General features: G+C 67.6%; 21 protein-coding genes. 13 read left to right on the top strand and 8 right to left on the bottom strand.

All coding sequences use genetic code 11. From position 1 onward, the window contains the following. Positions 1-10: 10 nt before the first annotated feature. From UCD39_RS24705 to UCD39_RS24650, 12 genes are all read left to right on the top strand, one after another. Positions 11-646 (top strand): ATP-dependent Clp protease proteolytic subunit, encoded by a 636-nt coding sequence (locus UCD39_RS24705; RefSeq protein WP_416211127.1) that lies wholly within the window; start codon positions 11-13, stop codon positions 644-646. Positions 647-745: 99 nt separating this feature from the next. Beyond that, positions 746-1,522 carry a hypothetical protein gene (locus tag UCD39_RS24700; protein WP_330498284.1) on the top strand — a complete coding sequence of 259 codons (777 nt, stop codon included), beginning with the start codon at positions 746-748 and terminating at the stop codon, positions 1,520-1,522. Between the two features lie 257 nt (positions 1,523-1,779). After that, a complete protein-coding gene (locus tag UCD39_RS24695) occupies positions 1,780-4,749 on the top strand; it encodes a TonB-dependent receptor (RefSeq protein WP_330498283.1) in 2,970 nt (989 codons plus the stop codon). A gap of 195 nt (positions 4,750-4,944) precedes the next feature. Then, complete coding sequence (locus UCD39_RS24690) at positions 4,945-6,141, top strand: MFS transporter (RefSeq protein ID WP_330498282.1); 1,197 nt, start codon at positions 4,945-4,947, stop codon at positions 6,139-6,141. A 274-nt stretch (positions 6,142-6,415) separates the two neighbouring features. Beyond that, complete coding sequence (locus tag UCD39_RS24685; protein ID WP_330498281.1) at positions 6,416-8,179, top strand: methyl-accepting chemotaxis protein; 1,764 nt, start codon at positions 6,416-6,418, stop codon at positions 8,177-8,179. Next, a complete protein-coding gene (locus UCD39_RS24680) occupies positions 8,137-8,433 on the top strand; it encodes a hypothetical protein (RefSeq protein ID WP_330498280.1) in 297 nt (98 codons plus the stop codon). Before UCD39_RS24685 ends, UCD39_RS24680 begins: the two co-directional genes overlap by 43 nt. Positions 8,434-8,553: 120 nt before the next feature. Then, the gene (locus tag UCD39_RS24675) at positions 8,554-9,684 is read left to right on the top strand and encodes a catalase family peroxidase (RefSeq protein WP_330498279.1); all 1,131 of its coding nucleotides are present in this window, start codon (positions 8,554-8,556) and stop codon (positions 9,682-9,684) included. Beyond that, positions 9,681-10,220: a cytochrome b gene (locus tag UCD39_RS24670; protein WP_330498278.1), complete on the top strand. Its 540-nt coding sequence runs from the start codon at positions 9,681-9,683 to the stop codon at positions 10,218-10,220. Before UCD39_RS24675 ends, UCD39_RS24670 begins: the two co-directional genes overlap by 4 nt. Positions 10,221-10,249: 29 nt before the next feature. Next, positions 10,250-10,816, top strand: coding sequence for a sigma-70 family RNA polymerase sigma factor (locus tag UCD39_RS24665; RefSeq protein WP_330498277.1), 567 nt, complete (start codon positions 10,250-10,252; stop codon positions 10,814-10,816). Continuing rightward, on the top strand, positions 10,813-11,625 hold the full coding sequence (locus tag UCD39_RS24660; RefSeq protein WP_330498276.1) for an anti-sigma factor family protein: 813 nt from the start codon (positions 10,813-10,815) through the stop codon (positions 11,623-11,625). Before UCD39_RS24665 ends, UCD39_RS24660 begins: the two co-directional genes overlap by 4 nt. Positions 11,626-11,697: 72 nt before the next feature. Continuing rightward, complete coding sequence (locus UCD39_RS24655) at positions 11,698-12,156, top strand: SRPBCC family protein (protein WP_330498275.1); 459 nt, start codon at positions 11,698-11,700, stop codon at positions 12,154-12,156. A 144-nt stretch (positions 12,157-12,300) separates the two neighbouring features. Next, positions 12,301-12,660, top strand: a complete 360-nt coding sequence (locus UCD39_RS24650) for a hypothetical protein (RefSeq protein ID WP_330498274.1) — start codon at positions 12,301-12,303, stop codon at positions 12,658-12,660. A gap of 55 nt (positions 12,661-12,715) precedes the next feature. Here UCD39_RS24650 and UCD39_RS24645 read toward each other — a convergent pair whose 3' ends face one another. Next, a complete protein-coding gene (locus UCD39_RS24645; protein ID WP_330498273.1) occupies positions 12,716-13,648 on the bottom strand; it encodes a bestrophin family protein in 933 nt (310 codons plus the stop codon). A gap of 325 nt (positions 13,649-13,973) precedes the next feature. Between UCD39_RS24645 and UCD39_RS24640 the strand changes: the two genes are divergently transcribed. Then, positions 13,974-14,306 (top strand): hypothetical protein, encoded by a 333-nt coding sequence (locus tag UCD39_RS24640; protein WP_145730040.1) that lies wholly within the window; start codon positions 13,974-13,976, stop codon positions 14,304-14,306. Positions 14,307-14,347: 41 nt separating this feature from the next. Here UCD39_RS24640 and UCD39_RS24635 read toward each other — a convergent pair whose 3' ends face one another. The 7 genes from UCD39_RS24635 to UCD39_RS24605 all read right to left on the bottom strand — a co-directional run bounded on the left by UCD39_RS24635 (position 14,348) and on the right by UCD39_RS24605 (position 23,292). Then, positions 14,348-15,376: an agmatine deiminase family protein gene (locus UCD39_RS24635; RefSeq protein WP_330498272.1), complete on the bottom strand. Its 1,029-nt coding sequence runs from the start codon at positions 15,374-15,376 to the stop codon at positions 14,348-14,350. A 98-nt stretch (positions 15,377-15,474) separates the two neighbouring features. Continuing rightward, the gene (locus tag UCD39_RS24630) at positions 15,475-16,305 is read right to left on the bottom strand and encodes an ABC transporter permease subunit (protein ID WP_330498271.1); all 831 of its coding nucleotides are present in this window, start codon (positions 16,303-16,305) and stop codon (positions 15,475-15,477) included. After that, the gene (locus UCD39_RS24625) at positions 16,305-17,240 is read right to left on the bottom strand and encodes an ABC transporter permease subunit (RefSeq protein ID WP_442943708.1); all 936 of its coding nucleotides are present in this window, start codon (positions 17,238-17,240) and stop codon (positions 16,305-16,307) included. The genes UCD39_RS24630 and UCD39_RS24625 overlap by 1 nt, the downstream gene beginning before the upstream one ends. Positions 17,241-17,322: 82 nt before the next feature. Next, positions 17,323-18,450: an ABC transporter ATP-binding protein gene (locus tag UCD39_RS24620; RefSeq protein ID WP_330498270.1), complete on the bottom strand. Its 1,128-nt coding sequence runs from the start codon at positions 18,448-18,450 to the stop codon at positions 17,323-17,325. Between the two features lie 378 nt (positions 18,451-18,828). Next, on the bottom strand, positions 18,829-19,911 hold the full coding sequence (locus tag UCD39_RS24615) for a polyamine ABC transporter substrate-binding protein (protein ID WP_330498269.1): 1,083 nt from the start codon (positions 19,909-19,911) through the stop codon (positions 18,829-18,831). Positions 19,912-20,101: 190 nt separating this feature from the next. Next, positions 20,102-21,925, bottom strand: a complete 1,824-nt coding sequence (locus UCD39_RS24610; protein WP_330498268.1) for a monovalent cation:proton antiporter-2 (CPA2) family protein — start codon at positions 21,923-21,925, stop codon at positions 20,102-20,104. A gap of 155 nt (positions 21,926-22,080) precedes the next feature. Continuing rightward, a complete protein-coding gene (locus UCD39_RS24605; RefSeq protein ID WP_330498267.1) occupies positions 22,081-23,292 on the bottom strand; it encodes a glutathionylspermidine synthase family protein in 1,212 nt (403 codons plus the stop codon). Between the last annotated feature and the right edge of the window lie 10 nt (positions 23,293-23,302).

Here is a 23,302-nt window from a genome sequence, read left to right as displayed (position 1 = left end):
GGAGATCCTGGTGACCCTGCCGATCCGCTTCGACGACGAAGAACCCGATAGCCCCGAGACCGCGCCGGAAGGCGGCAAGGAGGAAAAGGGCAAGGGCGCGCCCTTCTCACCCGTGGCGCAGAGCCTGTTCAAGAGCCGCACCATCCTGCTTTTCGGTGAGATCAACCAGAAGATCGCGGAAAGCACGGTCGCCCAGCTGTTCGCCATGGCGGCCGAGAGCGACGACCCCATCCGCCTGGTGATCAATTCCCAGGGCGGCCATGTCGAAAGCGGCGACAGCATCCACGATGTGCTGCAGTTCATCCGCCCGCGCGTCCTGGTTCTGGGCACCGGCTGGGTGGCCAGCGCCGGCGCGCACATCTTCTTGGGTGCGGCCAAGGAAAACCGCTACTGCCTGCCCAACACCCGTTTCCTGATCCATCAGCCGATGGGCGGGACCGGCGGCCAGGCCACCGACATCGCCATCGAGGCGCGGGAGATCGTGAAGATGCGCAAGCGTCTCAACACTATCATCGCCCGCGAAACCGGTCAGCCGCTGGAAAAGATCGAGCAGGACACCGACCGTAATTTCTGGATGTCGGCGGAAGAGGCCAAGGACTACGGCATCGTCACCCACATCATCAGCAAGGCCGACGATCTGAAGTAAGATCGCCATGCCTTGAGACGACGATCAAAGCCGCCCTCGCCCTCACCGGCGTCGGCGGCTTTTTTCTTGGCCGTTCGCCCCCGTATTGGAAAGCAGCCCATGACCCCGCCCCGCTATGACGGCCCCCTGTTCATCCCCACCTACCAGTCCTTCAAGGGGGAGCGGTGGGACATGGACGTGGTGCCGCTGATCCTGTGCCCCGGCTACTGGTCGGACGCAACGATGGTGCGGGACATGGCCACCCTGGTGCGCCGCCGCCCAGGCCAGCCGACCCACGTCTGGATGTCCATGACCCCGTTCGAGATCGAAAGCCAGGAAATCGGCTGCCGCCTGGCCTGGGGCCGCACCGTGGTGATGGGCATGGGCATGGGCTGGGCCGCCTGCAACGCCGCGATCAATCCCGCCGTCACCGAGGTCATGGTGGTGGAATACGATTCCGAGGTGCTGGCGGCGGTGGAGCAGAGCGGCATCTTCCGGCAATTACCGCCGGAGGCTGCCGCCAAGATCAGCATCCGCCAAGGGGATGCCCATCGCTGGCGGCCGGAGGACGGCGTCGCCTGCGACACGCTGATGGCCGACATCTGGCTGGGCCTGCACGGCGCCGGGCGCGAGAAAGAGGTGAAGGCCATGGCCGCCAACACCGGCGCCAAGGGCGTCTATTTCTGGGGCCAGGAAATGAACATCGCCTGGCGCCTGAAAGAGTTGGGGCTGCCGCTGGACGACGCGGGCATCGCCCATGTGATGGGCGAATGGAACCTGCCCCTGCTGGGCCCGGGCCAGCCGGACTACGCCGACAAGATGGCGCGCGCCGCGCAACGACGCCTGCAATCCCCCTTAAAAGCAGCCTACAGCGACGGGACACCGCCAGCAGTTTGACTCCCCGTCCCGGCACCCCCTCGCCTGCCAGTCGTCCCCTTTGGCCCCGGGAGGGGTGCTGAGGTCCCACAGCGCTGACCAAAATATGCACAATAATGCAATGACTTAACCGTGTTGCCATTCCTTCACGGCACCGTCATCGGCCCGTCATTCACATAAGATAATTTAATTTTCATTAATATTCGGCCCGATAGAGGCCACCCGTGCCCACCGGAACGGTCGGCGCGACACAAATCATGGCAATTGGGATCCTCGCTATGCACAAGAAGGCTAAGAGCCTTTTGCTGGCGTGCTCCGCCTTGAGCGGAAGCGCCGTTTTGTTGCCCGTCCTGATGCTGGCGGCGTTGTCCGCCCAGAACCAGGCGCAGGCGGGTGTGGTGTCCGGTCAGGTAACCGACCGGGCCAGTGGCGCGGCCGTCGGGGGCGCGGTCCTGTCCCTGGGCGGCCACACCGTGGTCAGTGGCCGGGATGGGCGCTACGCCTTTCCCGACCTGCCCGCCGGCAAGTACGACCTGTCGGTTCGGGTGGGGGATGGGGCGCCGGTGCGCCAGCCGGTCGAAATCCCAGCCCAGGGGGATGCGCGCAGCGACGTCGTGCTGGCTGGCGTGGCGGCGAGCGGTGTCGGCGAAGTGGTCGTCACCGGCCAGAAAGAGCGGGATCGCTCCATCGTCGACCAGATGGCCGCCCCCGGCACTGTCAGCGTCCTGACCGCCGAGGCCATGAAGCGCAACCCCGACACCAACGTCGCCGAGGCGCTGGCCCGCCTGCCCGGCGTCGCGGTCGCCACCAACGCCACCTCCGGCTCGCCCAGCCAGGGCAACCACAATGGCGTGGATGCGGCCGGTCGCGGCCAGGGTGAGTTCGTGTCCCTGCGGGGCATGGACCCGGAATACAACGTCAACCTGATCAACGGCGCCAACGTGGCCGAGGGCATGCCCTATGGCCGGCAGGTGGAACTGAGCCTGCTGCCGCCCTTCGGCATGGACAAGGTGGTGGTGTCCAAGACCTCCACCCCCGATATGGACGGTGACGCGGTGGGCGGCACCTTCGACTTCCGCACCCACTCCGCCTTCGATTTCGACGCGCCGCTGCTGCGGGTCTACGCCCAGGGCACCTTGAGCGGCCGGGCGCTGGACTACGGCCTGGACGCCGGCGGCGGCATCGGCCAGGTGGAGGTGGCGGACCGCTTCGGTCCCGACAAGCGGTTCGGCGCCTATGTCACCGCCTACTACGGCAAGCGCAACTTCGTCAGCAGCATGCAGGATTACCAGGTCGGTCAGTGGGAATTCCTGCAGACCACCTCGGAACAGGGCGCAAGCGCCCCCGGCGTGGACAAGGCCAGCAACCTGCTGCTGACGAGCCTGAACGCCCAGTTCACGCGGGGCACCCAGGAACGCTATGGCGGCAACCTGTCGCTGGATTGGCAGGGTGACGCCACCAGCCTGCACCTGCGCACCACCTACGCCAAATCCGACATCCGCCAGGAGGTCTATCAGAAGGGCCTGCAGGCCGACGGCTACTCGGCAGCCACCCAGCTATCCAACGGGCTGTACCTGAACGCGGAAAGCGACGCCGACGAACATTACTGGTTCGAAACGGCGCCGGAAGTCTCGGAACTGATGACCAGCCAACTGGGCGGCACGACCCACCTGGACCGGCTGACCCTGGACTATGACGTGTTCTACAGCTGGGGGCAGAATTCCGCGCCCGACCACGCCGAATTCGCCTATCAGACGGGCGGCCTGGGCAGCCCCTTCCTGCTAACCTACAACAGCGCGGGATATCCCATCCCCGTGCTGACGGCCGCCCAGCGGGCCTATTTCAACAACACCGCCAACTACACGGCCATCGACGGCAGCGGGGAATTCACCGAGTCCTACAGCGAACAGCGCAAGCTGGGCGCCCACCTGGACGCCACCTACCAGATGGGCGATGGGCTGCTGGACTACATCAAGGCCGGCGCCAAGATGGTGGACAGCCACCGCTTCGCCTATTCCCGCGATTACAGCGACCTGCAGCCCTACCCGGCCGGCTCCAGCCTGGCCAGCAACCCCTACATCCAGGACGGCCAGCTTTCCGCCATCATCCCTGGCGTCTACGATTACACCGTGCCCCTGGGCGATGGCGACGGGCTGTCCGCCGCGCTGAAGAAGCGGGCCTATCAGCGGACGCTGTCGGCCGACGACTACAACGGCAACACCCTGCGCGGGGGTGAGGCGGTCTACGCCGCCTACATCATGGCCGGCATCAAGCGCGACGGGTGGGAGGTCATCCCCGGCTTGCGCTTTGAGCACACGCGCATCAACAACACCTACTGGAACACGGCGTCGGGCGATGGCCAGGTGTCGTCGTGGCAGTCCAACAGCACCGTCTACAACGAGGCGCTGCCCAGCCTGCATGTGAACTACCGCCCGGACGACGGCGGCGTCTATCGTGCCGCCATCTGGACCAGCTACATGCGGCCGGCCCTCTACCAGTTGGGCGGCGGGTCGCAGACCTCGCTCAATTCCGATGGCAGCATCAGCATCACCCAGGGCAACCCCAACCTGAAGCCGACGGAATCGGTCAATTACGACCTGTCGGGCGAATGGGTCCTGGATACCGGCACCCACCTGATGGCCGGCGCCTTCTACAAGGCGCTGTCGCATTACCTCTATGACCGCGGCACCGACTACCACGCGTCGGCCGTGGCACAGACGGGGGTGTCCAGCATTTCCCAGCCGGTGAACGGCGGCAGCGGCCATGTCTACGGCATCGAGCTGACGGCTAACCAAGAACTGCGCACCTTGGCGCCCGGCGCCCTGGACGGCTTCAGCCTGGGGGGCAACCTGACGCTTCAGCAGGCGGCTGTTCACCTGAACAGCAGCGGCATCGAGGACACCTCGCCCATGCAGGGCACGCCCAAGGTTCTGTTCAACGCCTCGCTGTCCTATGACAGGGGCGGGTTCGACACCACCCTGTCCTACCGCTACAGCGGTGACAGCCTGGTGCGCTATCGCTTCGGCACCTTCGGCGGCAATGCCTTGAACGAATGGCTGCGCGCCACTCAGCGGCTGGACCTGTCGGCCGGCTATACCTTCGCCACGGGCCTGCAGGTGGGCTTGGCCGTTCAGAACCTGCTGGACGACTACAGCTACTACCGCACCATCGGCCGCACGGCGAACGCCATCCCGGAAATCGTGGAACCGGGCCGCAGCTATATGATCAACGCGACTTACACCTACTGACCCCAACTTTTCGATGACGGAAGGCGCGCGGGCCCAAGAGCCTGTGCGCCTTTCTGTCATTTTGGGGGCCGTCATTGTGGAGACGTCACTGGCCGCATGGCTCACGCTGCAATGCAGCATGACAACGCTTACCCATTTTCGGCCATGCTAGGGCCACATCGTTCAGCCGCTGTTGTTTTCCCGGAGTGCCTCCCCGTGCCCTTGCCCCTGCTCGCCCTCGCCATCGCTTCCTTTGGCATCGGCACGACCGAGTTCGTGATCATGGGCATGTTGCCGGATCTGGCGCAGGATTTGGGCGTCAGCATTCCCCAGGCCGGCATGCTGGTCACCGCCTATGCCCTCAGCGTCGTGGTGGGCGCGCCCGTGCTGGCGGTCGCCACGGCCCGCCTGCCGCGCAAGAGCGCGCTGATCGGCCTCATGGGCATTTTCATTCTCGGCAACCTGTTCTGCGCGCTGGCCCCCAGCTATGGCCTGCTGATGGCGGCGCGCATCGTCACCGCCCTGTCGCACGGCACCTTCTTCGGCGTCGGCGCCGTGGTGGCCGCCGGTCTGGTGCCGCGGCACAAGCGCGGCCAAGCGATCTCGTTGATGTTTTCCGGCCTGACGCTGGCCAACGTGCTGGGCGTGCCGCTGGGCACAGCCCTGGGGCATGAGCTGGGCTGGCGCGCCACCTTCTGGGCAGTGGTCGCCATCGGCATCATCGCCGCCTCGGCGCTGGCCCTGTGGCTGCCCCGTGGCTTGCCTGGCAGCAGCGGCGGCAGTCTATTGGGCGAGTTCCGCGTGCTGGGGCGCCCCCAGGTGGCCATGGCCATGATGATCAGCGTCATCTCCTCCGCCAGCCTGTTCAGCGTGCTGACCTACATCACCCCGCTACTGGAGCATGTCACGGGCTTCACGCCCGATCAGGTGACCTATGTCCTGCTGCTGTTCGGCGTGGGGCTGACGGTGGGCAACCTTCTGGGGGGGCGCCTGGCGGATTGGAAGATGATGCCCGTGGTGATGACCACCTTCGGCATTATCGCCCTGATCCAGGTGGCCTTGGTGTGGACCAGCGCCACGCCGATGGGCGCGGTTCCGACCCTGGTGCTGTGGGGCATCGCCGCCTTCTGCGTCGGATCGCCGCTGCAGATGCGGGTGGTGGACCAGGCGCGCGGAGCGCCCAACCTGGCCTCCACCCTGAACCAGGGGGCGTTCAACATGGGTAACGCCCTGGGCGCCTGGTTCGGCGGCATCGCCATCGACCATGGGATGAGCTACGTCCACCTGCCCTGGCTGGGGGCCGGCCTGGCCATCTGCGCGCTGACGCTGACCGCCATCGCCGCCGCGACCGACCGGGGCCAGCCCCAAGCTGGTGAGGAGGGGGAGCAAGCGTGCGCCGGCTACGCCCATTGACACGTGGCGCGCCCCTACCCCCTCCCGCGCACATCCTTTGATTGTGGCCCGTTTACGCCGACGGGCCCCGTTAACCAAATTCCGCTGCCCACACTTGCGCCAGATCAAACTTGGCGCAGCGCCCCACCCTCATCGGCAAACCACCGAAAGCGTTAACTCTTCTTTTACCCGTTTCGCCCCTTTCATTATACATTCATAGGAAACGCATCAATCCAGTAAACCCCCTTTCCGGAAGTGAGACTTGGGAATGACCATTCGTCAGAAATTGCTTGGCATGGTTGGTTTACTGGCATTGTTAACATGTCTACTTGCCGTCCAGCGCGCTGTTCAGGCGATTGACAACCTGGCGGCGGCCCGTCGTGTTTCGGTGGCCGAAGGGGCGGCATCGGCGGTGCTGGAGGCGGCCACGCGGATGGCGGTGGAGCGCGGGCTGACCAATGTCCTGCTGTCGTCGGCCACGGTGGACCCGGCGGCACGCAAGGCGGCGGCCGACGCCCGCGACGCCGCCGTGCGGGAGGGGCAGTCCGCCCTGGCCCAGGCGGAGGCCGCGGGACTGGACGCGAAGGCCGCCCGCACCGCCTGGCAGGCGCTGGACACGGCGCGTCAGGCGGCTTGGCAAGCGGTGGACCAAGCGGGTCCCCGGGACGCGGCCGCCTGGTTCGGACCAGCCACCCGGGCCATCGACGCCATGCTGGCGTTCAAGGACCGCATCGGCGATGCCCTGCCCGCCTCGGCCGACACCCGCCTGGTCGACACCTTGGCCCTGGCGGCCGACCTGGCACAGCTCAGCGAGCAGATCGGGCGCGAACGCGGCCTGCTGGCGGGCGTTCTGGCGGCTGGCAAGCCCCTGTCGCCCTCCCAGATGGAAAGCCTGGGCCGCGCGGAAGGTGCCGCCGCACAAAGCGCGACCTCCGTCGGCGCGAGGGCGGCGCGGCACGGCGCGGACTTCGTCGCGGCGACCGCCGCCACCGAAGACGCGCTCAAGGGCATCAACGACACCATCAGCGGCATCGTCGCGGCGTCCAACCAAGGGACAGCCTATCCCATCGACGGCAAAAGCTGGTTCGCATCGGCGACGGAGGCCATCGGCAAGGCGGTCACGGCCCGGCATGCTGTCGAGGAACTGGCGCGGAACCACATCCGGGCGTTCGGGCGGGCGGCTTGGCTGAACCTGATGTTCAGCCTGGGCCTGGCCGGCGTGTGCGTCCTGGTCGTGCTGGTCACCTTGTGGGTGGTGGCGCGGCAGTTGCTGCGCCCCCTGGACACCCTGCGCCAGGTCATCAATCGGTTGGCCACCAAAGATTACGCGGTGGAGGTTCCGTTCTGCGACCGCGCCGATGAGGTGGGCGAGATCGCCGGGGCCGTCGCCATCCTGCGGACCAACGCCATGGCGGCCGACACGCTGGCCGCCCAGCAACTGGCCGAGGAACGGGCCAAGGAAGCCCGTCGCCAGCGCCTGGAAGCCGCCACGCGGGAGTTCGCGGACTCGATCGACAAGGTGGTGCGGGGCTTCTCCGGCGCCGAACAGGCCCTGCGCAACGCCGCCGGCAGCCTCACCGTCTCCGCTGACGATACCATGGCCCTGTCCAACAATGTGGCTGGCGCCGCCGAGGAGACCTCCGCCAACGTGCAGACGGTGGCGGCGGCGGCCGAGCAGTTGAGCCAGTCCATCACCGAGATCTCCCGGCAAATGAGCGATGCCGCCAACACCGCCAACACGGCGGTCCACGAGGCCTCCGTCACCAAGCGGTCCATCGACGGTTTGGCCGCGGCCGCGCAGCGCATCGGCCAGGTGCTGGACCTGATCCAGGCCATCGCCAGCCAGACCAACCTGCTGGCGCTGAACGCCACCATCGAGGCCGCCCGTGCCGGTGATGCGGGCAAGGGCTTCGCGGTGGTGGCGGGTGAGGTCAAGGCGCTGGCCGGGCAGACGGGCAAGGCCACCGAGGAGATCCAGTCGCAGGTGGACGCGATCCGGGGGAAACCGCCCTGGCCGTGGCCGCCATCGAGGGCATCGCCGCCACCATCGCCCGCATGAACGAGATCACCACCGGCGTGGCCTCGGCGGTGGAGGAACAAGGGGCGGCGACACGGGAAATCGCCCGCAACGTGCAGGAGGCGTCCATCGGCACCCGGGCCGTCTCCGCCAACATCGTGGGCGTGCGCGAGGCGGCGGATGGCACAGGGGCCGCGACCGGCAGCGTCATCGCCTCCTCCGACCTGCTGGGCAAGGAAGCCGACACCCTGCGCGCCGTGGTCAGCCGCTTCCTGGACGCGGTCAAAGCGGCCTGAAACCATTCGCCCCAAAAAAAGTTGCCGGCCGCCGGAATAAACCGGCGGCGGCGGCGTCCACCTCGGTAAGGGCCCACCACCGGGCCCATCCATCCCCATGGATCAGAGGAACGCCGGCCCATGCCAGCCTCATACACGATCAAGGACATCCTCCGCCGCGGCGGGCTGCTGCCACTGCTGGCCATCGGCGCCGTGGCCGGCGGCGCCACCGCCGCCTTCGCCTACGCCGGCGGCTGGCTGACGCCTGGCCGATTGCATCCCGCGCAGATCGTCAACGCCCTGGAGGGGCACGACGGCCGGCATGAAGGATTTCGCCGCGCCCATGCCAAGGGCCTGTGCGTGGTGGGCCATTTCGACGGCAACGGCCAAGGCTTGGCCCTGAGCAAGGCCAGCCTGTTCCGGCACGCCACCACGCCAGTCATCGGCCGCTTCTCCCTGGCGGGCGGCGTGCCCAACGCGGGGGACGGCCGGGTCACCTTCCACAGTCTGGCGCTGAAGTTCGACCTGCCGGGCGGAGAGCAATGGCGCATGGCGCTAAACCATGTGCCGGTCTTCCCCGTCGCCACCCCCCAGGCCTTCCTGGATTTCCAGTTGGCGACCACGCCGGACCCCGCCACCGGCAAACCCGACCCCGCCAAGGTACAGGCCTATATGGCCCGGCATCCTGAAACCAAGGCGTTTGCCGACTACATGGCCAAGGCCCCCCTGCCCAACAGCTTCGCCAACGCCAGCTATAACAGCGTCAACGCCTTCCGCTTCACCAACGACCAGGGCCAAACCCGGCTGGTGCGCTGGATTTTCACGCCCGAGGCGCCCTTTGGGGAGTTGGACAAGACGACGCTGGCCAGCCTGCCGCGCGACTTCCTGTTCGACGAAGTGGCGGGGCGGTTGGCGCAGGGGCCGCTGGTGTGGCACCTGTCCATCATCCTGCCCAACGCGGGCGACCCCACCGATGACGCCACCAAGCCATGGCCGGACGATCGCCAGCGGGTGGAGGTCGGCACCCTGACCATCGACCGCGCGGTCACTGAGGATGAGGGCCCCTGCCGCGACGTGAACTTCGACCCCACCATCCTGCCGGCCGGGGTGGCGCCCTCCGACGATCCGCTGCTGGCCGCGCGGTCTTCCGTCTATGCCGTGGGCTACACCCGCCGCACGGGTGAGCCGGCGGCCCCCAGCGCCCTGGCCAACGACAAGGCCTTCCCCGCCCCCGTTTCCGGCCAGCCCGCCGCGAAGGAGCCCGCGCAATGACGTCGACAACCTTCAGCGGCCCCGCCCGCCTGCTGCACTGGACCATGGCGGTCCTGATCGTCGCCATGCTGTTCATCGGGGTGGCCATGGTCGCCACCGTGAACAGCAGCCACAACTGGCTGGTGCCGTTGCACAAGTCCGTGGGCGCCACGCTGCTGGTGCTGGTGCTGGTCCGCCTGGCCGTGCGCGCCATCCACCGGCCACCGCCACTGCCGGCGGAAATGCCCGGCCCGCAAAAGGCCATCGCCCATCTGTCGCACCTGCTGCTGTACGCCCTGATGATCGCCCTGCCGCTGGTGGGCTGGTCCATGCTGTCGGCGGGCGGCTATCCCATCACCGTCTGGGGGGCGCTGCACCTGCCGCCGCTGCTGTCGCCGGACCGGGCGCTGTACGCCACCTTGCGCCACCTGCACACCTACCTGGCGTACACTTTGTTCCTCACGGTGATCGCCCACTTGTCCGCCGCGCTGATGCATGGCCTGCTGTTCAAGGATGGGGTGTTCCAGAGCATGGCGGCCTGGCGCACCCGGCGCTGACAGCGGAACCTGGACCCAGGGGCACGGCCATGAAGGATATGATGCTGCTGGTGGAGCCGCTGATACCGGCGTTGCGCCGGTATGCGCGGGCGCTGGTGAAGAACCACGCCACGGCGGACGACCTGGTGCAGGATTGCCTGGAACGCGCCGTCAGCCGCTGGCACCAGCGGCGGGCGGATGGTGACGCCCGTACCTGGCTGTTCACCATCCTGCACAACCTGGCCGTCAGCCATATCCGCCAGAACCGCCGGCGCGGCGGCCATGTCGCGCTGGACGCCGGGATCGACGAGGCCATGATCGCCCGCCCCGCGACACAGGAAGACGCCCTGCACCACGCCGACGTGATGCGGGCGTTGCACACCCTGCCGGAGGAGCAGCGCAGCGTGCTGCTGCTGGTGTCGGTCGAGGACCTGACCTATGCCGAGGCGGCGCGGGTGCTGGACATTCCCATCGGCACCGTCATGTCCCGATTGGCACGCGCACGGGAGAAACTGTCGCAGAAGATGGAGGGGGCGCCGCCCCATGAAACGACGAAAGGCGGCGCCACCATTCATCGCCCCGCTTTCGGCACGGGAATCTTCAGGAGAGTGAAATGACCGCCGGCCGCCCCATCACCGAGGAAGATCTGCACGCCTATGTCGATGGCGCCCTGGACGCCCGGCGGCAGGTGGAGGTGGAGGAGTACCTGTCCACCCACGCCGACGCCGCCCACCGGGTGGCCGCATACGCCGGCCAGCGCGCCACCCTGCGCGCCGCCCTGGCCCCCATCGCGGAGGAACCGGTGCCGGACCGTCTGAACCTCGCCCACCTGATCGAAGCGCGGCGCCATGGACGGACGCGGTCCTGGCTTTCCCCCGCTGGCGCCGGGCCATGGCGCAGCATGGCCGCCGCCATCGCCCTGGTGCTGGTCGGCGGGGTTGGTGGCTGGTCCATGCATGGCATGACCGCCGGCAGGGCGCCCATGACCCCGGTGGCCATGCTGACGCAGGAGGCGATGGACAATTATCGCGTTTATGCCGCCGACAGGACGCGGCCGGTGGAGATGCCCGCCAGCGACCAGGAGCAGTTGCTGCAATGGGTGTCGCAGCGCCTGGACCGCAAGGTGGCCGTGCCCGACCTGTCGGCCGCCGGCTATCGCTTCATGGGCGGGCGTCTGGTCGCCACGCCACATGGGCCCGGCGCCATGTTCTTTTATGACGACAGCGCCGGCAACCGCATCGCCATGCTGGTCCGTCCCATGAAACTGGATGGCGACGCCCCCATGACCGAGCACCGGAAGGACGCCGTGGGCGGCGTGACCTGGGCTAACAGCGGCCTGGGCTACAGCCTGGTGGCCGACGCCCCGCCGCAAGCGCTGCACCCTCTGGCGGACGAAGCCCGACGACAGTTGCGCGCCAAGATTTGAGATTTCGCTGGGATGGCGGCGAACCAAACGCCGCCTCAGATCTTATAGGGGGTGGGCCAGGAGGTCGCCCCGATGACCGATCACATCCGCAAGCACATCGAACTGAAGGCGCCGGTGGACCGGGTCTGGCGAGCGCTGACCGATCCTGAGGAATTCGGCGCCTGGTTCCGGGTGAAGCTGGACGCCCCCTTCGTGCCTGGCCGGGAGGCCACGGGCCGCATCACCCACCCAGGCTATGAGCATGTACGGTGGCAAGCCACCGTCGTTCGAATGGAAGAACCGCGCCTGTTCTCCTTCACCTGGCATCCCTACGCCGTGGACCCGGAAAAGGACTATTCCACCGAAACCCCCACCCTGGTGGAGTTCGCTCTGGAGGAGCGGAACGGCGGTACCCTGCTGACCATCACGGAAAGCGGCTTCGACACCCTGCCCGACAACCGGCGCGTCGAGGCGCTGCGCATGAATGAGGGCGGGTGGACGGTGCAGGCGCATAATATTCGCGCCCATGTCGACGGTCCCGTGCAGGACTGACCCGACCGTCCCCCGGGGATATCACAAAGCCACCAAAAAAGATCAGGCGCCGGGAATAAATCCCGATGGCTGGCGTCTTATCGGCATCCCCAATCGGGGACGACGCATTATTCCCCCCAATGCCGACATAAAGGAGCTGAGGCCATGACCGCCCGGAATCCGTCCCTATTGAGCAAAGTCGCCGCCGCCCTCATGGTGGGCACCCTTTCCCTCACCCCGTCCGCCTTCGCCGCACCGCCGGCCATGACGGTCACCGTGGCCGCCAACGCCGTGCGGCACGCCTGCCAGCAGACGCTGGGCCTGGCGGTCAATGACACCGATTACGCCGCCTGCGTCGCCACCCTGACCCAGGCAGCGACCACCGCTCACATCCACGACCCGTCCCCGATGCCTGACGGCCGGGCCTGCGCTGAAGTCGGCACGGCACCGGGTAGCGCCGACTTCGCGCGATGCGTCGCCTTGTTGGATGGCGCCCTGGACCAGGCACGGCTGGCCCCGAACTGACGGTGGTAAGCCCAAGACTCCATCGGCCCGCGCCAAGAAGGGTGCGGGCCGATGCTCACATCAGCACATGCCCCTTGGGTTGCGGCAGGGGCGGCAGATCGGTTTCCCCCAGCGCCTCGCGCAGGTTGATCTCCATGGTGTCGGCCAGCGCCTCGATGGGCAGGGCGTTGGCCTGGGTCCCGAACGGGTCCTCCAGCTCATCCCCCAGGGCATCGAGACCGAAGAAGGTATAGGCCACCAGGGCGGTGATGACCGGCGTGCCCCAGTGCAACACGTCCGCGAAACCAAAGGGCAGCAGGAAACAGAACAGATAGGCGGTGCGGTGCAGCAGCAGGGTGTAGGCGAAGGGCACTGGCGTGTTGCGGATGCGCTCGCAGGCCGCCAGGACGGCCGACATGCGGCCCAGCGTCCCGTCCAGCACGCCGTACTGGATATCGCTGAGGTGCCCGCCCGCCAGCAGGTCCGCCAGCACCTGGCCCATCTGACGCAGCAGATAGTCCGGCCGGTTGCGGGACGCCTCGAACCCCGCCAACTGGCTGGCCGACAGGAAACGGCGGGGCTTGGTCATGTCGCCGCCCGGCCGCAGATGGCAGACGCAGGCGTGGCCGAAAGCCATGGCCAGGCGCAGCAGTTGGCGCCGCGCGGCCCTGGGCTCCCTCTCCTCTTGTCCATCCCTCTCCAGGACCAGGGTTTGCCGGCCCAGGTCGCGCACGGTGGTGAGCAGTTGCCCCCAATCCTTGCGCGCCTCCCACCAGCGGTCATAGCAGGCGTTGTTGCGGAAGCCGAGGAAGACTGACAGCGCGATGCCCAGCAGGGCGAAGGGCGCGCCGTTGAAGGCGGGCGCCCAGCCGGGATGGCTGCCCCGCACCCAGACCACCAGGATGGACAGCGCGAGGATCACCAGCACCTGCGGCAGGATGCGCAAGATGATGGAGCCGCGCAGGATGAAGAACAGCCGCAGCAGGCCGGGCCGGTCCCGGACGATCATGGCGCCACTTCCCCCAACAAGGACCACCGGTCTTGTGGGTTGAAGGGGCCGGCGGCGTTGTGGACCATGCGCCCGCGCCACCGCCAAATCCAAACGCAAAATCAGGCGGCTGGCATCCGCCAGGCGGCCGCCTGGCCCAGCGGCAACAAAAACATCAAAAGACCGCGAGAGCGTTCAAATACTCACAGAAATAACATCGGTGAATTTTCCAGAAACAGCAGGACTGTCCAATCCCGGCGCGATCGCTGCCTATACAACGGACGCACGGGCTTGTGCGGTGGACACCGCGCGGGGCCCTTCACCGGACCGTCAAGGAGATCATGATATGTTGAAGTCTTCCGCCGCCCTGCTGACCCTGGGCCTGCTGACCCTGGGCATGCAGCCGGCCCTGGCCGCCGACACCATGCCGACCATCACGATCCATCCGTCCATCGATCGTGCCTGCCAGGACGCCCTGCACGTCGGCCCCAATGACAGCCTCTACGCCGCCTGCGTCGCCAGCCTGAAGGACACCCTGAGCGCCACCAAGAAGATGCATGCGGAGCGCTGCCAGACCGCCTGCAGCGAGGCCGGCCTGACCGAAGGCTCCCCCGCCTTCGACCGCTGCGTCGCCAACCTCAACGGCGCCCTGGCCCAGGCTCAGCTCAGCGGCAACTGAGCCGTAGCGCCAAGCTGGCCAAGGGCTGGCGTGCCCAATCATCAAGGACGCGGCTGCTGCTGGGTGATGCAGTGGATGCCGCCACCGCCGCGCACGATGTCCAGCGCGGGGACCTGGACGATCTGGCGGTCGGGGTAGAGGCGGCTGAACAGCTTGGCGGCCTCCGCGTCCATGGGGTCCTCGAAAGCGGGCAGGACCACGCCGCCGTTGGCCAGGTAGAAATTGGTGTAGGACAGGGTCAGGCGCACGCCATCCTGTTCCTGGCGCGCCGGCGTGCGCAGGGTGACGATGTCCAATTCCCTGCCCTGCGCGTCCGTCGCCATGGACAGCCGCTCGATATTATCCTGGAAGGTGTCGAAGTTGGGATCGTCCGGATCGTCCGTGGTCATGGCCAGCACCAGGCCGGGCCGGATGAAGCAGGCGATCTCGTCGATGTGGCCGTCGGTCTCATCCTGCTCATACCCCCGGCCCAGCCAGATGATCTGGCGCACGCCCAGGAAGTCGCGCAGATGCCCCTCGATCTCGCCCCGCGTCAGGGCGGGATTGCGGTTGGGGTTCAGCAGGCATTCCTCGGTGGTGATCAGGGTGCCCTCGCCATCCACATGGAAGGAGCCGCCCTCCATGATCAGCGGCGCCTTGAAACGGCGAAGTCCCAAGCCCTTCAGGATTTCCGCCGCCACCTGGGTGTCTGCCTGGAAATCCTCATAGTTGCGGCCCCAGGCGTTGAAGTCCCAATCCACACCGCCGATGCCGCCCTTGCCGTCAATGACGAAGCTGGGGCCGTTGTCGCGCAGCCAGCTGTCCGACAGGGGCACGGGGATGACGCTGACCGGCGCGCCCGAGCACAGGATGGAGGCGTCGGCCACCTCCCCCGGTGGGGCCACGATGGTCACCGGCTCGAACTGGGCGATGGCCTTGGCCACGGCGGCGTAGGCCTGGCGCGCGGCGTCCAGACCATTGGGGAAAGTCTCCGCCCGGTTGGGCCAGGCCATCCAGCAGCGGTCGTGGGGATGCCACTCGCCGGGCATCACGAAGCCCGCCGCAGCGGGGGAACCGGGGGTGAAGGTCATGGGCGTCCACTCCGCCGCCGCCCCGGAAGCGGGGGGCTGTCAGAAAAGAGAGTATTCAGCCTGGGCGCAGGCTGGCAACCGGCGCTTTGGATGAGGGGTCACACCCGCCCCGCCTGGCTTTCCTCACGCTCGCGGATGCGGGCGCGGCGGGCCTCCAGGAAACCGGCCAGGGCGATGCCGGTGGCCACCACCGCCACCACGATGGTGGCGAGCGCGTTGATTTCCGGCTTCAGGCCTAAGCGGATGGACGAGAACACGATCATCGGCAAAGTGGTCGAGCCGGGCCCGGAGACGAAGCTGGTGATGACCAGATCGTCCAGCGACAGGGTGAAGGCCAGCAGCCAGCCGGAAACGATGGCGGGCGCGATGATGGGCAGGGTGATGACGAAGAACACCTTGGCCGGGCGGGCGCCCAGATCCATCGCCGCCTCCTCCAGCGACACGTCCATGCTGACCAGGCGCGACTGGATGACCACGGCCACAAAGGACATGGTGAAGGTGATGTGGGCCAGGACGATGGTCAGCACCCCGCGCCCCGCCGGCCAGCCGATCAACTGTTCGGCACTGACGAACAGCAGCAGCAGGGCCAGGCCCATGATGACCTCGGGCATGACCAGGGGGGCGGAGATCATGCCGGCGAACAGGGCCCGGCCGCGGAACGCGCCGAACCGGGCCAGCATCAGCCCCGCCAGCGTGCCCAGCACCACGGCGCCGCAGGCGGTGGCGAAGGCGATGCGCAGGGACAGCCACGCCGCCTCCAGCATCTGGCTGTCGGCCAACAGCTCATGATACCAGCGCAGGGAGAAACCCGTCCAAACGGTGAGCGAGCGGTTGTCGTTGAAGGAATAGACCACCAGCAGGACGATGGGCAGGTACAGGAAGGCCAGCCCCACACCCAGCAGGACCATCGGCAGACGGGACTTTCTCATCACGCGGTCCCCTTGTCCTGGTCGCGGCCCTGGAAGTGCTGGAAGATCATGATGGGGCCCACCAGGAAGGCCAGCAGGGCGATGGCCACGGCCGAGGCGGACGGCCAGTCACGGCTGTTGAAGAACAGGTTCCACAGCTCCCGCCCGATCATCAACGTGTCGGACCCGCCCAGCAGCGAGGGGATGACAAACTCACCCACCGCCGGAATGAACACCAGCAGCGAGCCGGCGACGATGCCCGGCAGCGACAGCGGCAGGGTGATGGTCAGGAAGGACTTCCACGGCCGGGCGCCCAGGTCGGCCGCCGCCTCCAACAGCGTGTGGTCCATCTTCTCCAGCGTCGCGTACAGCGGCAGGATCATGAAGGGGAGGTAGGAATAGGTGATGCCGATATAGACCGCGAGGTCGCTGTACAGGATCTTCAGCGGTTCGTGGATGAGGCCCAGGCCCATCAGCAGGTTGTTCAGCAGCCCCTCGTCCTTGAGGATGCTCATCCAGGCGTACACGCGGATGAGGAAGCTGGTCCAGAACGGCAGGATGATCAGCATCAGCAACGGCCCGCGCCGCTTCTCCGGCGCGGTGGCGATGGCATAGGCCATGGGATAGCCGATGATCAGACAGCACAGCGTGGAGACGAAGGCGATCTTCAGCGAGTTCAGGTAGGCCAGCAGATAGAGGTCGTCATCGAACAGCGCCTGGAAGCCGCTGAAGCGGATATGCAGGTCCAGCCCGCCATCCACCCATTCGACCAGCTTGGTGAAGGGCGGGATGCCCACCGCCGGCTCCGCCACGCTGATCTTGAGCACGATCAGGAAGGGGATGAAGAAGAACAGCACCAACCAGGCGTAAGGGCCCAGGATGACGCCGCCCCGGCCCGTGAGGCCCAGGCGGCGGGTGACGCCCAGGACGCGGTCCCTGAGGGTGCGGGGCGCCACGGGGGGCAGGCCGGCGGAGGTGCCGGCCGGAACCGGGGAGGACTGGGATGGGTCTTGCGCGGGCACGGCGGCTCCCCTCCCCTCAGTCCGTCAGGACGACGCCGGCGAACGGGCGCCAGCACAACCAGACCTCATCGTCCCAGGTGATGGGCAGCTCGGTCCGCCGGGTGACGTTGGGCGCGGTCGCCCGCACGCGTTTCCCGGAGGGAAGGTCGATCTGATAGATCGAGATGTCGCCCAGATAGGCGATCTCGCGCACCACGCCCCGGGTGACGTTGCGCCCCGTGTCGGCGTCCGCCGGCTTTTCCTTGGTGATGCTGACCTTCTCCGGCCGGATGGCGACCCAGCAATGGCTGCCGGCCGCCAGGTGGGCGGCGTGGGTGACGTACAGGTCGCAGCCGGCCTCCGCCGAGCGGATGAGGGAGTGGTCGGGCTCCGACTCCACGATGTTGCCCTCGAACACGTTCACCGATCCGATGAACTCCGCCGTGAAGCGGCTGTTGGGGTATTCGTAGATCTCGGTGGGCGTGCCGACTTGGGCGATGTGGCCATGGTCCATGACCGCGATGCGCGAGGACATGGTCATGGCCTCCTCCTGGTCGTGGGTCACGACCACGAAGGTGACGCCCAGCTTTTCCTGGATGTTCACCAGCTCGAACTGCGTCTGTTCGCGCAGGCGCTTGTCCAGCGCCCCCAGCGGTTCGTCCAGCAGCAGCAGCTTGGGCTTCTTGACCAGCGAGCGGGCGAGCGCCACGCGCTGCCGCTGGCCACCGGACAACTGGTGCGGCTTGCGCTTGGCGAAGGGGGTCAGCTTCACCAGCTCCAGCATCTCCGCCACGCGGGTACGGATCTCGTCCTTGGGCACGCCGTCCTGGCGCAGGCCGAAGGCCACATTGTTCTCCACCGTCATGTGGGGGAACAGGGCGTAGGACTGGAACATCATGTTGACCGGGCGGTCATAGGGCGGAATGCCCGCCATGTCGACGCCGTCGATGAAGATGCGGCCCTCGGTCGGCTGCTCGAACCCGGCCAGCATGCGCAGCAGCGTCGTCTTGCCCGAGCCCGAACCGCCCAGCAGCGAAAAGAACTCCCCCCGGTAGATCGACAGGCTGACATTGTCCACGGCGGTGAAATCGCCGAAGCGCTTCGTCACCTTCTCGATCTGGACATAGGGCTTGGCCGCCGGATCGTGCCAGGGCTCGAACTTCATGGCGGGGCCTTTGGCGGCCGGGGGCTTGCCAACGGGACCAGAAGCGGCGGGACCGGAAGCGGCCGGCCGGGGACGTGGGTCGGGGGCGTCGGACATGAGGCGGCGGATCACGAGGCTGGAAGTGGGCCGGATGCGGACGTCCGATGGGCGCTTCCTGGTTGGGAACCGCTTGCCCGGAAAAGCGTTCCGAACTTGCTGAATGCCAGGGTGCGCCCCCGCTGTCCACTGGAACTATGGGGTCCGCGACCCGGGGCCGCGCGTTTTTTCGCAACTGCAAATTTGCCCCTAAATGATGGGGCCGCCGGCCGGGGTGCCGGTATGAAAAAGGGGCGCCCGCCCAAAGGCGGCGCCCCCTTCCCCCGTGACCGGGAAATCCGCTCAGCGGCCGGTCTTGATGCGGGTCCAGGTGCGGTTGCGCTCCTGCTCCGCCCGCTGCGCCAGCTGCTTGATGGTAAACAGCTTGTCCATCACCTCCTTGGGCGGATAGATGCGCGGGTTGTCCTTGATCTCCGGCTTCAGCAGGGGCAGCGAGGCCGGCACGGCGTTGGCGTAGGAGACGGCGTTGCTGATGCCGGCCATCACCTTGGGGTCCAGCATGTAGTTGATGTAGGCGTAGGCCTCGGCCACGTCCGGCGCCCCGGCCGGGATGGCCAGGGTGTCGAACCACAGCTGCGCGCCTTCCTTGGGAATGGCGTAGTCGATCTTGACCTTGCCGCCGGAGCGGGCCTGCGCCTGCAGCACGTCGCCGGAATAGCCGATGGCGACACAGGCGTCGCCGCTGGCCAGCGGATCGATGACGGAGGGGACGAAGGTCTTGATATAGGGGCGGATGCTGGACATCAGCTCCCCGGCCTTCTTCACGTCGTCCGACTTCTCGCTGCTGGGCGGCAGGCCCAGATAGTTCAGGACGGAGGGCAGGATGTCGGCCGGGCTGTCCAGCACGACGATGCCGCAACTGGCCAGTTTCTTGGCGTTCTCCGGATCGAACACCTGCTTCCAGCTGTCGATGGTGGCGGTGCCCAGCGCCGCCTTCACCTTGTCCGGGTTATAGCCGATGCCGACGGTGCCCCACTGGTAGATGGCGGCGTACTCGTTGCCCGGGTCCACCTCCGCCAGGCGCGACATCAGCACGGGGTCCAGGTTCTTCAGGTTGGGAATCTTGGACTTGTCCAGCTTCTGCACCGCCTGCGCCTGGATGAACTTGCGCAGGGTGGGCTGGGCCGTGGGGACGATGACGTCGTACCCGGAATTGCCCGTCAGCAGCTTGGCTTCCAGGGTTTCCAGGTCGGTGTAGACGTCATACTTGGTCTGGATGCCGGTGGCCTTGGTGAAGTCGGCCAGCGTGGTCTCGCCGATATAGTCGGTCCAGTTATAGACGTGGACCGTCCTGCTCTGCGCCCAGGCGGCGCCCGCGACCACCGCCACCAATCCCGCCAACAGCGGCACCAGCTTCTTTTTCATCCACTTCCCCGTTCTTGGAACATCGGCCGGGCCATAAGGCCCTGGGTCGGGGGGCATTTGCACCCCATGCCGCCGGCCCTGTCAAGCCACGGGCAAAGGCGCGCGCCTTTTTGGAGACGGCGGATGCCGGCAGCCTATGCCATTCGCGGCAAGCCCCGGAAAACCAAGCGCCTTCGCCCTTGTATCAGGATCAGCCGGGCGTCCCCCGCGCCGCGATCTCGCGCGTTTCCGGCGTGAGCGGCCGCGCCTCCTTGCCGGCCTGGAACAGGGGCATGGGCTTGGGCTCCTTGGGCCGGAATTGGTTGAAGCCGGTCAGCTTGCCGCTGGCCTGTTCCAGGGCCACGCGCTCCTGGTCGCGCCGGCGCACCTCCTCCGCCGTCTCGCGCGCCTCCTCCTCCGACAGGCCCAGGAACTCCAGCGCGCCCTGGCCGAAAGCCAGCGCCGATTCCAGGGTCTCGCGCACCTGCAGGTCCACCCCCGCCGCGATCAGGTGCAGGGTGTGCCGACGGTCGTAGGCGCGCACCAGCAGGCCGGCGTGGGGAAAGCTGGCCTTCACCAGATCCACGATCTTGTTGGCGGCGTCCTTGTTGTCCACGCACACCGCCACCGCCCGCGCCCGGCCGGCGCCGGAGGCGTGCAGCACGTCCAGGTTGGTGCCGTCGCCGTAATAGATCTGGAAGCCGAAGCCGGCGGCCGCCTGGATCATCTCCACATCCGTGTCGATGATGGTGACGTCCAGCCCGCGCGCCAGCAGCGTCTGGCTGACCACCTGGCCGAAACGGCCGAAGCCGATGATCAGCACGGTGCCATTGAGCCCATCGGGCCGCGCCAGCCCCTCCGTATCCGGCGCCGGTGCGGGCAACAGGCTCCACACCAGGCGCACGGTCATGGGGGTCAGCACCATGGACAAGATGACGGTGGCGGTCATGACGGCGTTGACCTGCCCGTCCAGCACACCCACGGCGGCACCCGCGCCGTACAGCACGAAGGCGAACTCGCCCCCTTGCGCGAACAGGGTGGTGCGCTGAAGAGATTCGCGGCCATCGGCGCCGGAAACCCGGGCCACGGCATAGATGCCCGCCGCCTTGGTGATGACGCATCCGGCCAGCACCAGCAGCACCAGGCGCCATTCCGCCACGACCACCGCCAGGTCCAGCGACATGCCCACGGCCATGAAGAACAGGCCCAGCAGCAGGCCGCGGAAGGGTTCGATATCCGCCTCCAGCTGATGGCGGAAGCCGGACCCGGACAACAGCACGCCGGCCAGGAAGGCGCCCATGGCCATGGACAGGCCCGAGCTTTCCATGAGCAGCGCCGTGCCCAGCACCACGGCCAGCGCCGCCGCCGTCATCGCCTCCCGCACCCGCGACCCGGCCAACAGGCCGAACAGCGGGTTCAGCACCCAGCGCCCGGCCACCACGACCACGGCCAGGGCGGCGGCGGCGGCCGCCACGCCCACCCAGCTGCCGCGCAAATCGTGGCTGGCCTCCGGCGCCAACAGCGCCACCACGGCCAGTAGGGGCACCACCGACAAATCCTCCAGCAGCAGGATGGACATGGCGCGCTGGCCGAAGGGGGTCGACATCTCCCCTTTCTCCTCCAGCGTCTGGATGATGGCGGCGGTGGAGGATTGGGCAAAGCCCATGGCGGCGACGAAGGCCACCGCGGGCGGGAAACCGGCGACCACGCCGGCGACGGTCATCAGCGCACCGCAGACGGCCGCCTGCGCCACGCCCAGGCCGAAGATCTGGCGCCGCAGGGTCCACAGCTTGGCCGGTCGCATCTCCAGCCCGATGAGGAACAGGAACATGACCACGCCCAGTTCGGCGAAGTGCAGCACCGCGGCCGGATCGGCCAGGACGCCGAAGCCGAAGGGGCCGATGGCCAGGCCCGCCGCCAGATAGCCCAGGATGGAGCCGAAGCCCAGCCGCTTGAACAAGGGCGCCGCCACCACGCCGGCGCCCAGCACCGCCACGATCTGCACCAGGTCGACGCCGGACGACGTGTCGGTCACGCGGGTTCCCCTAAATATCATCTAGGGGGATGCCACCCGAACGGCTGGACCCCCACACCAGGGCGGACCCTAACAAGGATGCCGCGGGCGGGGCAAGGCGGGCACCGTTGCCCCGCCCGCGGCGGACCAGTGACACGGGCTCAGCGGAAATCCAGTCAGCGGAAGTAATGCGGCAGGAAGCGGGAGGCACCGGTGATGATGGGCCCCGCATCCTCGCGGACGCACAGGCCGGCGGCCTCATCGCCCACCACCCAGGCGCCCAGCACGACATACCGGCCATCCTCGCGGCCCAGGTCCACGGCACGCTGATAAACCAGCGGCCCCTGCCCATAGCCGCCGGACGTGCGCGCCACCTCCCACCCGTCGCGGACAAGCCGGATGTTGGCGCCTTCGCGCGCCTGCATGGGCTTGGCGATCCAGTCCGGCCCCACGGCCGCGGCGGAGAAGCCGGCGGGCAGCAGGTTGGGATGGCCCGGGAACAGGTCCCACAGCACGGTCAGGATGGCCTTGTGCGACAGCAGCATCTTCCATGGCGGCTCCACCACCGTCAGGCCGCCCACTGTCATGCCGGCGGTCGGAAGGTGGGCGCCGAAGCGCTCGGCCGCCAGCCATTCCCAGGGATAGAGCTTGAACCACAGGCCCAGGGGCCGGCGCTGCTCATCGACGAAGCGCTTCTTGCCCTTGTCCCAGCCCACCTGGGTGATGGGCAGATGGGTGGCGTTCAGGCCGGCCTGGCGCGCCGTGTCCACCAGGTACTCCACCGTCCGCAACTCCTCTTCATAATCGGCGTAGGACGATAGGTGCACCAGGGCGCCGGGCGGCTGCCGCCGACCGATTTCCCGCCAGCGCGCGATCAGCCGCTCATGGATGGAGTTGAACTGGTCGGCGTCGGGCATCACGTCACGCAGCCAGAACCACTGCACCACCGCCGATTCGATGAGGGTGGTGGGCGTGTCGGCGTTGTATTCCAGCATTTTGGGCTCGGCCAGTTCCTCCCGGTCCGGGTTGAAGGCCAGGTCGAAGCGGCCATAGAGGGCGGGATCGCCCCGCCGCCAACTCTCGATGACATAGGCGCGGTAGGCCGGGCTGAGGCCGAAGCGGTCCATCAGGGCCGGCGTCGCCACGATGGCCGCCACCGCCTCAAGACACAGCTGGTGCAGGGTGTTGGCGGCCGCCTCCAGATGGTCGATCTCCACCGCGGTGAAGGCGTAGGCGGCGCTCTCGTCCCACCACAGCCCGTCCTCTCCCCCACCGGGCCCTCCACTGGGCCCCCCGCCGGGCGGCAAGCCCAGCGAATGGTAGGTCAGGCCCTGGGCTTCGATGCGCCGGGTCCAATCGGGGCGGGGCGTGCAGGAAACACGGTCCATGATGGGGCTC

The sequence above is a fragment of the Nitrospirillum karajorum genome (assembly GCF_036348415.1).
Classification (GTDB): Bacteria; Pseudomonadota; Alphaproteobacteria; order Azospirillales; family Azospirillaceae; genus Nitrospirillum; species Nitrospirillum amazonense_B.
This window is presented reverse-complemented; position numbering and strand designations above follow the sequence as displayed.